General features: G+C 46.3%; 9 protein-coding genes. All 9 read right to left on the reverse strand.

The window, feature by feature from the left end:
• Positions 1-5: 5 nt before the first annotated feature.
• Positions 6-1,835, reverse strand: coding sequence for an amidohydrolase (locus T525_RS0103865; RefSeq protein WP_027406125.1), 1,830 nt, complete (start codon positions 1,833-1,835; stop codon positions 6-8).
• An 86-nt stretch (positions 1,836-1,921) separates the two neighbouring features.
• Entirely contained in the window at positions 1,922-2,749 is an 828-nt protein-coding gene (gene budA / locus T525_RS0103870) for an acetolactate decarboxylase (protein ID WP_027406126.1), read from the reverse strand.
• Between the two features lie 603 nt (positions 2,750-3,352).
• Positions 3,353-3,889, reverse strand: a complete 537-nt coding sequence (cobO, locus tag T525_RS0103875) for a cob(I)yrinic acid a,c-diamide adenosyltransferase (RefSeq protein WP_027406127.1) — start codon at positions 3,887-3,889, stop codon at positions 3,353-3,355.
• The gene (locus tag T525_RS0103880) at positions 3,868-5,229 is read right to left on the reverse strand and encodes an MATE family efflux transporter (protein ID WP_156945545.1); all 1,362 of its coding nucleotides are present in this window, start codon (positions 5,227-5,229) and stop codon (positions 3,868-3,870) included. Before T525_RS0103880 ends, cobO begins: the two co-directional genes overlap by 22 nt.
• Entirely contained in the window at positions 5,230-8,643 is a 3,414-nt protein-coding gene (locus tag T525_RS15475; RefSeq protein ID WP_198022617.1) for a DNA translocase FtsK, read from the reverse strand.
• Between the two features lie 183 nt (positions 8,644-8,826).
• Positions 8,827-9,543, reverse strand: coding sequence for a hypothetical protein (locus T525_RS0103890; RefSeq protein WP_027406129.1), 717 nt, complete (start codon positions 9,541-9,543; stop codon positions 8,827-8,829).
• 299 nt (positions 9,544-9,842) lie between these two features.
• Positions 9,843-13,028: an efflux RND transporter permease subunit gene (locus T525_RS0103895; RefSeq protein ID WP_027406130.1), complete on the reverse strand. Its 3,186-nt coding sequence runs from the start codon at positions 13,026-13,028 to the stop codon at positions 9,843-9,845.
• Positions 13,029-13,041: 13 nt separating this feature from the next.
• The gene (locus T525_RS0103900) at positions 13,042-14,235 is read right to left on the reverse strand and encodes an efflux RND transporter periplasmic adaptor subunit (RefSeq protein WP_156945577.1); all 1,194 of its coding nucleotides are present in this window, start codon (positions 14,233-14,235) and stop codon (positions 13,042-13,044) included.
• A gap of 6 nt (positions 14,236-14,241) precedes the next feature.
• Entirely contained in the window at positions 14,242-15,588 is a 1,347-nt protein-coding gene (locus tag T525_RS14105; RefSeq protein WP_051533384.1) for a TolC family protein, read from the reverse strand.
• Positions 15,589-15,834: the final 246 nt, after the last annotated feature.

Here is a 15,834-nt window from a genome sequence, read left to right on the forward strand (position 1 = left end):
CTTACTTAATTTTTCCCATGAAAAGCTTTAATTCTCTTAGCGACATTATCCTTGATGTTGTAGTAATAAAGGGCATAATCCACTGATGCTATTGATGTACCATAGAAAACCCGTTGTCCCTCGAAATAGGTTGCTTCAGGCTTGGCTGTGTGAATTTCTGTAACAGGACAGGTCAGCACATCCTTGTCAACAAGGAGGAAATCTGCATATTTTCCTTTTTTGATGCTGCCACGTTCATCTTCAATGAACATTTGTTTTGCAACGTTGATGGTCAGAGCTGTGAGGGCCTGCTCCCGGGACAGGAGTTCTTCTTTCCACCAAGGTTTTCCATTCTCTGGATAATATACACCTGTTACGGCAATCTCCATAATGCCAAAGGGATCATCAGGACTGTTAGAAAGTGCAGGATAATCAGAATGTGAGGACATGTTGACACCGTAATCGAAATAGGATTTCATTGGATACCCCTTTTCCTGCATTCCCTCAGGAAGTACGGTACTCAACTCCGCCCTTGATTCATCGGTGTCATGATGCCAAAGCATCCCCTCGGTGACATAAATGTTATTGTCTGCCATACGCTTGTAATCCGATGGAAATGCACTATGCACATGAACCAATGTATTGCGCATTTTCTTATTTCCGCCCTTAATTAAGGCATTGACAATACAATTAACACCTTTGTTGCCCATAACATGTACATGCATGGTCAGGCCTTTATCATTTGCCTTGCGTGTGATATTTGTCAGTTCCTCTTCTGACCAGTTCGGGATCCCCTGATGGCCGTCCTGATAGAGGGGATCAACATAGCCGGTGCCAGTTTCCACCGTACCATCCATAAAGAGCTTAATCCAGTTTGTCTTTACCCGGGTAGAAGCATATTTTTTGGCGTTTTCGGCTTTGGCCAGGACTTCATCCACATCCATCCAGCTATCCATTTCGTATGCCGTCCCCAATACAAAGTGCATATCACCAGCCTTGTCCATCTGCTGGGCTGCCTCATAGAAATTATCATTAAAGAAATAGGATGAGTAACCATCGAGGTACATGGTATAGCCCTCTGACAACAGCTGCTCCTGAATTTTTTTCATATTTGCTTTCGCCATGTCAACAGGAAAGAGATTTTCATTGTCCAGGAATGAGCGTACATAGGTCCCGGCCTGTTCCTTAAGATAACCGGTAGGAGTGCCGTCTTCCCCCATCACAATCTCACCACCGCGTATTTCTTTCCTAAGCACAGTGCCATCTTCCTTCATAATGCCGGCTCTTACCAGGCAGATGGTGTTTACCAGGCCCTTATGGCATTCCTCATCTGCAAAGTACATGGGAATATCGCTGCAAATTGCATCCAGCTGTTGACGGGTGGGCATATTTTTCTGAAAAGTCATTATATTCCACCCCTCCCCGAAGATAGACGTAGCCCCATTAGCCTTTGACTTCTCCACAGCAGCCGGAACAACCTTAGTCAGAAAATCTTCCACACTGGCTTCCCTGTCAACCATGGTTCCAACTGATTGTATTGCATATCCCATGGAATAATGGGCATGACCGTTGCCGCAGGAAGGCATTACCAGTCCCTTCCCATTATAATCCAGCACCTGGGTTATGCCGTTTTCAATATATTTCTGGACTCCTTGTCTGTCTCCTACATAGACGTATTTGCCATCCTTCACAGCAAAGGCTTCAACCAGCTGATTGTCTTCGGAGGTGAAAATCTTGCCATAAACCACCAGGTCTGCCAGTGTTCTGTCAGCATCTTTTGCGGAACAGCAGCTTATTCCTGCCACCATCAAAAGTACCAGAAAGGCTGTAAACAGCCTGTTTATCCCTTTGTGCATGATGCTATCATCTCCTTACTTAATTCTTTTCCCATGAAAAGCTGCTATTCTCTTTGCCACATTTTCCTTTATGTTGTTGTTCATCCTTATTTATTCATGTTGGCCTGGGTATCCTGCTCGGCACTTCTGATGTCCTTGCTCATGTCCTTAGCCAGATTAAATTCATGGAAATGAGGATCATCATGGATTATCATGGTGAATTTATCCGTCTTATCAAGCAAAACAGTACCCCGCTTCAGTGACAGTTCAAGGATATGTCCACCCTGCTTTCTGTCATCGGAAATAAAATGGAAGTGCCAACCCGGAGAATTCAGCCCTGCCATGTAGTTCGGGCAGTACAGGCCAACCAGGGTGCCCCTGATATTATTGGCAGTAAACTCCGTCTGCTTTCCCTTTAGGGCTTCCACCAGCGTAGGATAAGGCTTCTGGCTGCCGTATTCACTGCGGAACAAAATTGAGGAAAATTCCGTATGGAGCTTTATCATATAAAAGCTGTTTTCCCCGCACTTTTTCACTTCCTCGTTCAGTGCTTTTTCAAAGGCTGCCTTATCGCCGATATCCTTCAGATCAAGGGCAACATCATCGTCAAAATAAGTCACAGTGGCATAAGGAACGGCGGTCTTGTCGTCAGCCACAATAACCCGTCCGTCTCCCAGGGCCTGATACACCGTGCCGTCCAGCATAATCATTTCACCATTAAGCCCCTCAAAGGTACCGATACCCACATCACCAAGAGATCTCATATCCCGTACTGTAACCGTGCCCCCAAAATATCCTTGGGCCAATGACTGCAATAGTGCCACCTGGTTCAGGCTCTCACGCTCCGTCACAGAAGGAGTGGCATAGCTCACACTACCCGTCAAAAGGCCAGCAAGCACTGCCACAGCAAGCTTCTTTTTAAGATTCATTTTCATAATCATCAGTTCCTTTCTATACTTTTTATTATTATCATTCACTTTCTTTTAAAACCAACTCTGAGGACCATATTCGCCAAATACAGCTGTTTTTCCTTCAAAATATATTACTGAAACAAACGGGTGGCATGGGATAAGGACATCCCCCTATCCCATGACAGGACCCGTATAATTATTATAAAACATTAAAGAAATAAAAAACTGCCACACCAACGTGCAGCAGTTCGGATACTTCTTGATAGAACATACATTTTATATTATAATACAAATCGAGAGACAGTTGATGTGTCGGTTTCCTCCTTAAAGGAGGTGGTGACTATGAGTCTTTATGAACAGCTATCCTTGTTGGTAGCCCTTCTAACTCTTGTCGTTACCGTGTTTAATCTGTTGAAGTAAATCCTCAGATAAAGACAAAACCGACCATTCGCCGTGGTCGGTTTCTAAAGAATACTCCGAGGAAGCTGACTAACGCCATCAGCTGTCTCTTTTCTTGTGCTCATTATAACACTAATAAATTTTAATATCAACATGGGAGAATATTTATAAATACGGGTGGCATGGGATAAGGACATCCCCCTATCCCATGACAGGCCCCGTATTTTTTTAAAACTCTATCCCCTTCTGTGCCTTGATGCCCTTTTGGTAAGGGTGCTTTATAAGCTTCATCTCAGTCACAAGATCTGCCATGTCAATAAGCTCCGGACTGGCATCACGGCCAGTGAGAACAACATGAAGCTCCGCAGGGCGCTTGGCCAGAAGCACCTTCACATCTTCAATGGAAATCAGTTCAAACTTTACGGCATAATTAATCTCATCAAGGATTATAAGGTCGTAGTTCCCCGATTCAAAGGCCTCCCCGGCGGCTTTAAGTGCCTCCCGGGCTGCCTCAATATGCTCTGTCTTATCATCAGTCTTTCGCTGAAAGCCCTTGCCAAGCCTTCTCAGCTCAATACGTCCGTCCATTTCCCCCAGTTTTTTAATGGTTTCAATTTCCCCGTATTTCCAGCCGCCTTTAATAAACTGCAAAATAAGAACCCGCAGGCCATCACCCCAGGCCCTTATGGCAAGGCCAAGGGCCGCCGTGGTCTTTCCCTTGCCGTTTCCCGTATGAACAATAATTAAGCCATTTTTTTCTTCCATAGCTTCTTCTCCACCCGATTAAACACGTGAATATACAGCCCCACTATTACAAAGACCGTTACGCTCCAGCTGATTGGATATACCGCCATGAGCACCTCAAAGGTAGGATACTCCGCAAAAATAGTATAAACGTAAAAAATACGGAACACGCAGACACCCAGCATACATGCAATGGCCGGAACCAGGGAATATCCCACGCCGCGCATGGCACCGCTAAGTGTCTCAATGAATATATTAATTATCTCAAAGGTAAGAATATAACGGATACGGATTGCGGCGTATTCCAATACCGCAGGATCAGCGGTAAATATTTCCGCCAAGGGATAGGCAAATACAGCAAAGGCAATACTTACAGAGCCTGTAATCAATGTGCTGATTCCCAATGTAACCTTGATAACCCGACGGCAGCGGGCAATATTCTTGGCACCGTAATTCTGCCCCACAAAGGTGGTTGCGGCCTGGGAAAAGGCCTGCAAAATAAAGAATCCTGCAAACTCAAAATTCAGGGCAACAGCAGTGGCGGCCACCACCTCGGCACCTAAATTATTTAAGGCCACCTGAATAACTACGTTGGAAAAGGAAAACACCATGCCCTGGAAGCCGGTGGGCAATCCCACCTTGCAAATATGAATAAGTATGGACTTATCCACGCTGAGCTTGTCAAAGCGAAGCTGCATAGGTCCCTTTTCGTTATGGAGCCAATACACCATCAGACTTGCACTGGCACAGCTGGCTATTACCGTGGCAATGGCAACGCCCTCCACTGCCCAGCCCAGCTGGGTAACGAAAAACAGATTCAACAGCACGTTGATGGTTCCCGCACACAGCATGGCGTAAAGGGGACGCTTTGTATCCCCCTTGGCCCTTAAAAGAGAGGCACCGAAGTTATACACCAGCATAATTGGCACGCCACCCATAAGGATACGGAGATACAGCACCGCCTGGTCCATAATATGCTCCGGGGTATCCACCATACGCAAAATATCCGGGGCAAAATACACCCCAAAAACGGCCATCACAATACCGCTGGTGACAGCCAGCACAATGGAGGTATGAATGGTCTTCTTAATGCGAAGGTAATCCTTGGAGCCAATGCGCATGGCACAAACCACATTTGCGCCAATGGAAAGACCAATAACCAGGTTCAGCATGAGATTGATGACAATGGCGTTGGCACCAACCGCAGCCAGGGCCTCCTTGCCCACAAACTGACCAACCACAGCAACGTCTGTTGCATTGAACAGCTGCTGCATAATGCTGGTGCAGGCAAGGGGGATAGCAAATTTTAAAATCTTATCCCAGATGCTGCCCTCCAGCATATTTATTTTTCCTAATGCCACTTAATTCTCTTCTTTCAAATGTTCTTCCAATTTATCCATGATTTCAAAGGCCTGATCCTCAGTTACCAAAATTTCCCGTGGTTTACTGCCCTGAGGTGGCCCCACAATTTTCAGCTGCTCCATGGTATCAAGGAGTCGGCCGGCACGGGTAAAGCCAATGTGATAACGGCGCTGGAAGCTGGAAGCAGAGGCATTGCCTGTCTGCATAACAAGCTCCACAGCCTGACGGAGAAGCTCATCCACAGAGCTCTTCATCTTGCCGCCGTCCCCATCGCCACCCTCGGCCTCCTGCTCGGCCCTGTTGGTGAAATCGATAATCTCCTGATTAATCTCCAGCTTATGGCCCTGCTGTCTGATGCGCTCCACAAGAAGCTCTACATCAGCATCGCTGACAAAGGCTCCCTGAACGCGGATGGCCTTTGGCTCTGTCTGAGGCTTAAATAGCATATCGCCCTTGCCCAGCAGCTTTTCAGCTCCCGCAGAATCCAAAATAGTTCTGGAATCAATCTGGGAGGTAACGGCGAAGGAAATTCGGGACGGAATATTGGCCTTAATAACGCCTGTTATAACGTTTACAGACGGGCGCTGGGTTGCCAACACCAGATAAATCCCCGCAGCACGGGCCTTCTGGGCCAGACGGCAGATTGCATCCTCCACGTCATGTGGAGCAACCATCATAAGGTCAGCCAGCTCGTCGATAATAATAACCACAGAGGACATCTGCTTGTCCTTTTCATCGGCATAATACTTATTGTAGGTCTCAATATTCTTTACCCCTGCTTGGGCAATAAGGCCATAGCGCTTCTCCATCTCCTGAACAGCCCAGTTAAGTACAGAAGCGGCCTTTCTGGCGTCTGTAACAACAGGCACCATCAGATGTGGAATTTCATTATAAATGGACAGCTCCACCATCTTAGGGTCAATCATAATGAACTTGACCTCATCTGGCTTGGCCTTGAATAAAATACTGGTAACAATTGTGTTTATGCATACAGACTTACCAGAGCCAGTGGCACCAGCCACCAGCAAATGTGGCATATCCGCCAGATTGCCAAATATGGCCTTGCCGCTGATGTCCTTGCCAAAGCCTACAGTAAGGCGGGATTTGGCCTCCTCAAAGGCCGGATTTTCCAGCACTTCACGGAGGGGAACGCTTTCCAGCTTGCGGTTTGGCACCTCAATACCAATGGTGGAACGGTTCGGAATCTGCTCAATACGCACAGATGTAGCCGCCATACTGAGGGCAATATCGTCAGCCAGGCCGGTGAGCTTGTTCACCTTTACCCCCGGAGCCAGCTTAACCTCATAGCGGGTTACTGCAGGGCCGTGGGTTGCTCCCAAAATAGTTGCATTAACCTTGAAATCCTTAAGGGTCTGGGCAAGGACCTTGGCCTTTGACTGGATTTCCGCCTCCAGCTTGTCGTCCTTTTCCTTCACGACCTCCTTAAGAACATCCTTAACATCAGGCACCTCATAAGGAGGCAGTTCTTCCTTTTCCTCCTGATTCTGGGCACTTAATGCTGCGGCCTGGGCCAGCTTGTCCACTTCCCCTGCTGCCGCTGCAGCTCCCGCAGCCTTGGCTGCTTCAATAGAAACAACCTTTGAGGCCCCAAGAGCAGCTGCACTTGAAACAGCGCTTGAAGCCACATTATCGTCAATATCATCATCTGGAAGACTCTGGGTGAAGGAAGATTCACCTTCGTGATCGGAGCTGAAATCTATCTTAAAATCCCTGTCTACACTGTCCTCATTACTGTCAGACTCAGCATTATCAGTATTTTCAGCATCATTAAACTCATCATCAGACTCATCATCAGTTTCAACGTCATCAGTTTCAACGTCATCAGACTCGTCCTCATCATCCAGAAGGTCATCAATAGAGGCCACGATCATTGGTTTTTCCGAGTCTTCACCAATGCCACCTTCATTAATATCAGACTCATCCTCTGCTTCCAGTACAGTGTCTGAGCTTTCACCGATTTCACTATTATCAGCAGCTTCAGCCACATTTTCCCTCTGCTCCAGAAGGAAATCCAGATCCTCCTCGGATTCAGGGGCGTCTGCCACATCAAGAATATCATCCTCATCATCGAAATCAGCAGCCATTTTTTTCTTTAAGCGCCAATTATCAAAGGTACGGGGTCCAATCTTATTGGTGTGAATATTTTTAAAGCCGGAGGTATCGAGATTTTTAAGATTTTTGTCCAGATTGCCGGCGGCCTTGTAGGCAAATTCGCTGATATATTCCTCCCCATTTGGGGCAGTAATAACAGAAGCCCCACCAGCTACAGAAGTACCAGCCCCATTCATATCAGGACTGTCAAACATGGACTCATAAAGGCCTGTTCCACTGCTCTGGGACTGGTTATTTTGAGCCTGGCTGTCCTGGGACTGGTTGTTTTGGGACTGCCTTGAATATGGTTTGTTGAAAAAATCTCCATCAGTGGCCGACTCATTAAAATACGGACTGTCAAAGGGAACATTATTTTTCCTTTGGTTAGGGGCCTGCCATTCCGGCACATTATCCTGCTTGTAAAGATCTATAATAGGCTCAATATCCCCTACAGAATCATAGCCATTGGCAGAAACCTGGCCATCGGAATTTTGGGCATAAATATCCCCCATTTCAGGCCCATCATCCATGAAGGAGTCATCACGGCTCTGATCATAGAAGGAATTTCTGTTCTTAAATTTCTGAACCTGCTCCTCCACATGGTTATGGACCTTGTTCCCCACCTTGCTGCCTACGGATTTGGCATTGTCATATACCGTCTCTGCCATATCCATGGCCACATCTGCACCCTTTTCAGATACTGCCTTTGTGTTAAGTATGCCCTGGGCCAGGGACCAAGGGGTAGCCAAAAGAATGGAGCCAATAATGGCCGCAATAAAGATAATTACAGTTCCCGCATTGCCCAGAGGCTTATGGAGAATAAAGGTCAAAGCTCCACCTACGATGCCGCCGCCATCTGCCAGGCTGCCGGGCAAAATCTCGGAGCCCGCGGGAATAACCATGTGGTGATAAAGCCCCAACAGGGAAATAAGGAGCAGTATAACACCCAATGAAGTCTTGGTAAAGCCCACCCTTTTATGCTGCATAATGTGATAGCCACCCACCACAATAAACAGCAGGGACACAACAGCACAGCCAACACCAAAGAAATACTTCAGGAACTGGGCAAAGTATGTTCCCACATAGCCCACATTGACCCCAGCAAGACCGCACAGGGTAATAAGGCCAATTGCCACAAATATTACGCCGATAATTTCAAACTTTCTTGTGGAAGGCTCAGCTACCTCTGCTTCAGTCTCCTTTGCAGCCTTGGCTGCTTTATTGGTGGACTTGTTTTTGGATTTATTTTTAGTATCCTTCTTCTCCTTATCCTTGGAGCGTTTAGTTACTTTTTTCTGCAAAATATTCACCTCTATATAGAATCCTTCAGCCTTGTATATCCTCAGCATAGGATTAATTTGAAACACTCGTTATATTATAACAAAAACAGGTAAATAATAAAAGGCTTGAGAACATATCTCAAGCCTCAGACCATACTGTGCAAGTCTTTTTTATAATTATTCAATTTGCGCCTAATATAGAGATCAGATAGCCCTTTTGTAATTTTTCAACTGGTATATTCCTGTAGGTAATGGCAAATTATCATAGGTATTCCTGATGATTGCATGAAGGACTGCTTTTCGTGCAACACTGGTTTCCGGCTTTCGCCATTCCTCATATAACTTGTGGGTAAAATGATAGGCCTTCAGAGTCTCCCGGGAGTGTATCTGTATTTCAAAGGTCTGGCCGGATGGGCTTAAAACATTAAGATGAACTGCCTTATAACGACCCTTACGAACAAGATATTTATTGTCTAATTCATATAAAATGTACCCCTTATCCTCAAGAAGCAGCACTGTGTTACGAACCTTATCAGCCATTTCATCATGCTGAACCAGCTCAGTATAGCGAATCAGATCACCCAATTCAGCCACATAAACGTAATCCTTCTTTGGGGGCTCACCTTCCAACAATGCCTCGTAGGTAAGGCGTTCAATCTTTTTCTTGATGCTGGAAGCTGTTTTGATGGAATGCTCAAGTCCCACCATGGCAGTATCCAGCTTTTTGGCTATATCCAGCATATCCATGGTGATGTATTGTTCCTTGGCTATTGCCATGTTATAAATCATCTGGGCCCGCTGATGACATCCCTCTAAAATATTATCCTGGGCGGCAGCACTGCCGGAAATTATTCCTTTATTAACAGGACTGAAGCATGGCAGTAATAAATTGTTTGTTTTGGAATACATCAATTTTTCCATCTTTTCTCTCCTATTTGATCGCAGATGATTAAATAATGCCTTTCAATCATTACATACGAATCAGAAGAGGATGTATTACAAAAAATAATAACGAGCTTTAAGATGTCCCCTTCCTCTTTAGGTGGGGGAAAACAAACTACAACAGCTGGTGAGAATATCTCCCAGCTCGTTGAAACGCTAATTGGAAGATTTTTCTTCTAAAGAAGAAAAATTTGAACAATGGCGTTATAAAAAATTGTCCACCCCCAAAAAATGTCCCAGCCAAATATTTATGGCTGGGACAAGTTCACATTTTATTACTATTTTTTATCCATTAAGGCTTCCTTTTTCTTCGTAAACTTCTGGGATACCCAGATTACCACGCAGTAGAGTACAGGAATAAGGAATATTCCCAAGGAGGTGGCAAAGAGCATACCGCCTACTACCGCTGTACCCATACTGTTTCTGGCAGCTGCACCGGCACCGCTGGCAGTGGCCAGTGGCAGACAGCCGATGATGAAGGCCAGGGAGGTCATAAGAATTGGACGGAGTCGCAATCCCGCAGCCTCGATGGTGGCCTTTATAGGGTCCATTCCCGCATCTACACGGGCCTTGGCGAACTCAACTATGAGGATGGCGTTCTTGGCCGCCAGACCCATAAGCATAATTACGCCAATCTGCATGTAAACGCTGTTTTGAAGTCCTCCGTTCATATAACCGCACATGGCTTCAATCATCAGCAGGCTGTACTGAACGAAGAAGGCTCCAAAGAGTCCTGTCGGAACTGACAGAAGTACGGCAAACGGAACGCTCCAGCTCTCATAGAGGGCAGCCAGACAGAGGAATACGAATACTATTGAAAGCAACATAATCTGCCCGGTGGATCCCGCGGACTTCTTCTCCTCACGGCTCTGGCCCGACCATTCAATCATGTAGCCGGCAGGTGCTTTTTCCTTTACAAGCTGTTCCATGGCAGCCATGGCCTGGCCGGAGCTGTAGCCCTCGGCAACAGAACCCTGAATACCAATACTTCTTGCACCATTAAATCTGGTTATAACTGAAGTAGATGTGGAAAGCTTCGGAGTAAGAAGGCTGTCCAAAGGAACCATGGCCCCGTCTTTATTTCTTACGAAGCAGAACTTCAAGGCCTCGGACGCACTTCGATACTGGGCATCGGACTGCATCATAACCTTGTATGTACGACCGAACTGAACGAAATCGTTCACCTGGGTACCACCATAGTTAATCTGCAGTGCTGTAAATACATCTGAAAGATTTACACCCATCTGCTTAACCTTTTCCCTGTCCACATCGTATTTGCAAATTGGTGAATCAATGGAGAAGGTACTGTATACCATAGCAAGCTCAGGCCGCTGGTTGGCTGCTGCCAAAATTTCCTTTAGGAGAGTATCCAGCTCCTGATCCGTGTGACCAGTTACATCCTGCAGCTGCATGTTCCAGCCGCCGACCATACCCAGGCCAGGGAGAGACGGAGGAAGAATACCCATAATCTGGGCCTCATTATGTTTGCGTCCCAAAATATTGGAATTTTTGATAATTGACATAATAGAAAGGTCATCGGTGGTACGCTTACCCCAGTTGTCCAAAGCTATAAACAGAGTACCCGCATTTGATTTGGTACCAGAGGAAAGTACATCATAACCGGAAACCTTCAGAATGTGAGCAATACCCGGTGCTTCCTTCAGTTCTGCAGCATAGGAATCCAAAGCATCGTATGTGCGATTCAGGGATGTGCCCTCAGGCATTGTCAATGATACGATGAAATAGCCCTGGTCTTCGTCCGGAACGAAGGTGGACGGCAGCTTTGTGAAGAAGAAGCCCGCCAATACGCAGATTACCAGCAGTGAAGCCAAACCCGTCTTGGCATGATCAATAACCCATGCAACACCGCCAGTGTAGCGGTTCTGGGTACGGTCAAACCAGGCATTGAAGCGGTCAAAGAATCTGTCAAGGAAATTCTTCTTATCGGAATGGGAATTTGGATCATGGGGCTTAAGCAAAGTGGCACAAAGGGCTGGCGTAAGTGTCAGTGCAACGAAGGCCGACAATGCCATTGATACCACAATGGTCAAAGCGAACTGACGATAAAGCACACCAGTTGTTCCCGAAATGAAGGCTACCGGAATAAATACCGCAGACAAAACGAAGGCAATTGCCACAACAGGGCCCTGCACCTCGTCCATGGCCTTTTCCGTGGCCTCAACAGGCCCCAGACCATCACGCTGCATGTGGGATTCAACATTTTCCACCACAACTATGGCGTCATCTACTACCAGACCTATTGCCAATACCATTGCAAAAAGGGTCAGGGTGTTAATGGAAAATCCCAAAATGATAAAGCTGGCAAATGTACCAACCAGTGAAACTGGAATAGCCAGAACCGGAATAAGGGTTGCTCTCCAGCTCTGAAGGAAAATGAACACGATGATTATAACCAGAGCCAGCGCCTCTTTAAAGGTCTGTACTACTTCACCGATGGACTCGGTAATAAACTCAGTGTTATCGATGATAGGAACATATACCATATCATCAGGGAAATCCTTGGAGGCTTCCGCCAAAATCTTCTTGACTGAACCAATGGTCTCCATGGCATTGGCATCATCAGTAAGCTTAATACCATAACCAGCAGCCGGGGCACCATCGCAGTCGGAAATTACGGAAGTTGTCTTGGCACCAGTCTCTACACGTCCCACATCCTTAAGATATACGCAGGAGCCATCGGAATTTGTCTTCAAAATAATATTGCCAAATTGCTCCGGAGTTACAAGGCGTCCTTCCAAGCTGCCAGTATACTGCTTCTCCTGATTGGCAGGGGTAGGAAGCTGACCTATGGTTCCCGCAGGAGCCTGGACATTCTGTTCCTCAATGGCATTCTTAACCTCAGAAATGGTAATGCCCAGCTCAGCCAATTTATCAGGGTTCAGCCACACGCGCATGGCATAGGTGGAACCGAAGGAGGTTACCTCACCTACGCCCGGAATACGCTTCAGACTATCAACAATGTAAATATCCGCATAGTTCATCAAAAAAGTACGCTTAAATGTACCATTTGGAGAAACCATGGCGAACAAATAAGTCATATCACTTGAGGACTTTTTCGTGGTAACACCAGTTTCCTGTACGTCGGATGGCAAACTTGCATTGGCGATGGAAACGTTGTTCTGTACCAATACGGAGTCCATGTTGCCGTCTGTTCCCAAAGTGAACATCACATCCAGACTGTAGCTTCCGCTATCATCGGAGGTGGAGGACATATAATCCATGCCCTGGGTACCATTAACCTGCTCCTCAATAACCTGGGCCACCGTCTGGTTTATTACACTGGCGTTGGCACCAGTGTAGGTGGTGCTGACATTAATAGTCGGCTGGCTTATCTGAGGATACTGGGCAATTGGCAGGCTGAAGCCCGCCAATGTACCCATGATAACGATAATAAGGGCTATTACAATGGCGAAAATCGGGCGATGTATAAAAAATCGAGCCATAATTCCCGCCTCCTTAGGACTTGTTTACAATATCAGAAGTTTCTTTAAGTGAGAATCCCATATCATCAGCAGTTACCATAGTTACATCCAGATCCTTGCCGGACTGGAGGTTGGTCAAACCGTCCACGATAACAGTATCGTCCTTGGTTACACCTTTTTTAACTATATAATAGCTGCCTACCTTTTCACCCAAAACAACGTTCTTGGAAAGTGATTTGCCATTCTCATCAACTACAAGAACAAAGGACTCCTCCAACAGCTGCTGAACAGCTCTCTGAGGTACAAGGACAGCGTCCTTCACCATTACATCAAAGAACTTAACGCGGGCGAACATACCAGGGAGCAATGTCTTATACGGATTGGAGAAAAGTGCCTTTATGGTAAGTGAACCAGAATTATCATTAAAGGAGCGGTCTGCTGCAGTGAGCTTGCCCACCAATGGATATTCATACCCATTTGAAAGGACAATCTTCACATCCGGCAGAGCTTCAGAACCTTTAGCATACGACGTACCCTCTTCCTCTGCCTTGGCCAGAATATCCAGATATTCTGTCTCACTGACGCTGAACTGGGCATAAATAGGATCAAGGGAACCGATGGATACCAGCTTGGTGGTTCCGGCGGTGGCGTAGGTACCTACAGCCACATCATCAACGGAAAGTCTGCCGCTCATAGGAGCGTAAACGATGGTATCGTCAAGATTTTCCTGGGCCTTTCTCACAGCTGCCCTTTCAGAGTCAACGGTGGCCATGTTTGCCTTCACGTTTTCTCTCTGATTAAAGAGTTCCTGCTCGGAAATAGCTTTTTCGCTAAAGAGCATTTCATCCCTGTACAAATCATCCTGGGCTGTTCTGAGATCAGACTCGGCCTTATGAAGATTGGCCTGGGCCTCAATAACTGCAGATTCATACTGTCTGGAATCAATGCGGTACAAAGGCTGGCCCTCAACAACAGTGTCGCCGCCTTTAAAATACTTTTCCATTATACTGCCGGAAACTCTGGAATGTACCTCAACATCATCTGTGCCCTTCAGCTGTCCCGGGTAGCTGTAGGAGACATTTGTATCCTGCTGGAGTACCTTCATAGCCTTTACAGGAGTCTTCCCAGCGGCTTGTTGATTATCACCGCCGCAGCCGGCAAATATCATACTTGTCAATAAGGCAAGGGCGCTAATAACAGCTCCTGCCTTTTTTCCTTTAAAACCCATCACCAGTTATTCCCCCTTATTCTCGCTTTTTTCCATGGCCTGACGATAAGGCTCCACATCAAGATCAACTGGAACACCCATCGCTTTATCGAGATCTGCCTTGCTGTAGTTGTATTTATACAATGCATTAATATAATCGCCCTTGGCGGAAACCAGCTTGTCCTGGGCATCCATAACCTCAAGGTTGGTTCCCACACCAGCATTGTAGCGAACTACCTCAATGCGGTAATCCTCCTGGGCCTTGGCCAGGGCTTCCCGCATGGTACCGATATTTTCCTCTGCAGCCCGCATATTCAGATACGCTGTGCGGACCTCAAGCTTAACGGTATTTAACTTATCCTTCAGCTCAGCCTCTGCACGGTGTACAGCTGCTTTCTTTTTATTCACCTGGGCTGAGGCGATACCGCTGTCAAAAATATCCCAGGTCAGCTGAACACCTGCAGTCCAGCTGTCGGCGGAAACACTGTCGGTTTTGAAAGGAGAGCTGCCACCGATATTACGGTTTACTCCCGCATCCAGCTTTGGACGCATGCCGGATTTCGTAGCTTCCATCTCTGCTTTTTTCTGTTTGAGATTATACATTTTCTGGAAGAGATCCGGACGATGTAACTGGGCATATTCATCACATTCCGGCAAAGTCATGGTATATTCTTCGTATACCAGCTGTTCCTTTGCCTCTGTCTCAGTCTCCGTAGGCAGTCCCACATCGTTATTAAAGGTTGACACTGCCACCCGATAATCATTAACCATTGTTACAAGCTTTTGTTTTCCCTCAGCCAGGGAAACCTCTGAGCTCAGCACGTCCTTCTGTGCCACTACACCAGCCCTCAATTTGGCGCTGACGTTGTCCAGATGGGCCTGGAGATTGTTTACAGACTCCTGATAAACCTCCACTTCACTGCGGCATCTCAAAATATTGTAGTAATCCCCTGATACTGTACAGCGAATTTCCTGCTTGGTACGCTCCAGATCAAGCTCTGCCCCGGAAAGCCCCATTTCTGCTGCCTCAATATTGTTCTCGATTTTTCCGCCGGAATAAATTGGCATGGACAATGAGAACTGATTGGAATAGAGTCCGTCATGGGACCAGGTTTCATAGGACTTGCCCCCTACCCGATAGGCGGAGCTGGTCCAGCTCACTTTAGGTCCCCCATTGCGCCGGGCCTCTCTCAAGGACCAGTAAGCGCTGTCCAGATCTGCACCACTTTCCTCAATGGTGTAGTTGTTATCAAGGGCCATCTGTATTCCTTCATCCAGAGTAACACTCACACGCTCTGCTGAAGATGTGCCACAAGCAGTTAGCACGGCAAGAGCCAGGGCAACAGCTCCCGCTTTTCTCCTTTTAAAATTCATATTCTTTTTCCCCCTGAAATAGCAAACAAATTATAAATAAGTCCATTGCTATAAAAAAAATTATATATTACACTTTCCTAGAATTCTACTTGCACATAGGTAATTCCTGCATTTTTTTCATTTTTTTTGCAAAAAAACAGACCAGACATCAGGTCTGACCTATTAAAGGGAAATAATTAATATTTGTCGAATGGTAACAGAGCAGGTAATGGGCTTTTACAAAGTTATTTATTACAGAAGGGCGAT

Source organism: Anaerovibrio sp. RM50, assembly GCF_000622005.1.
Classification (GTDB): Bacteria; Bacillota; Negativicutes; order Selenomonadales; family Selenomonadaceae; genus Anaerovibrio.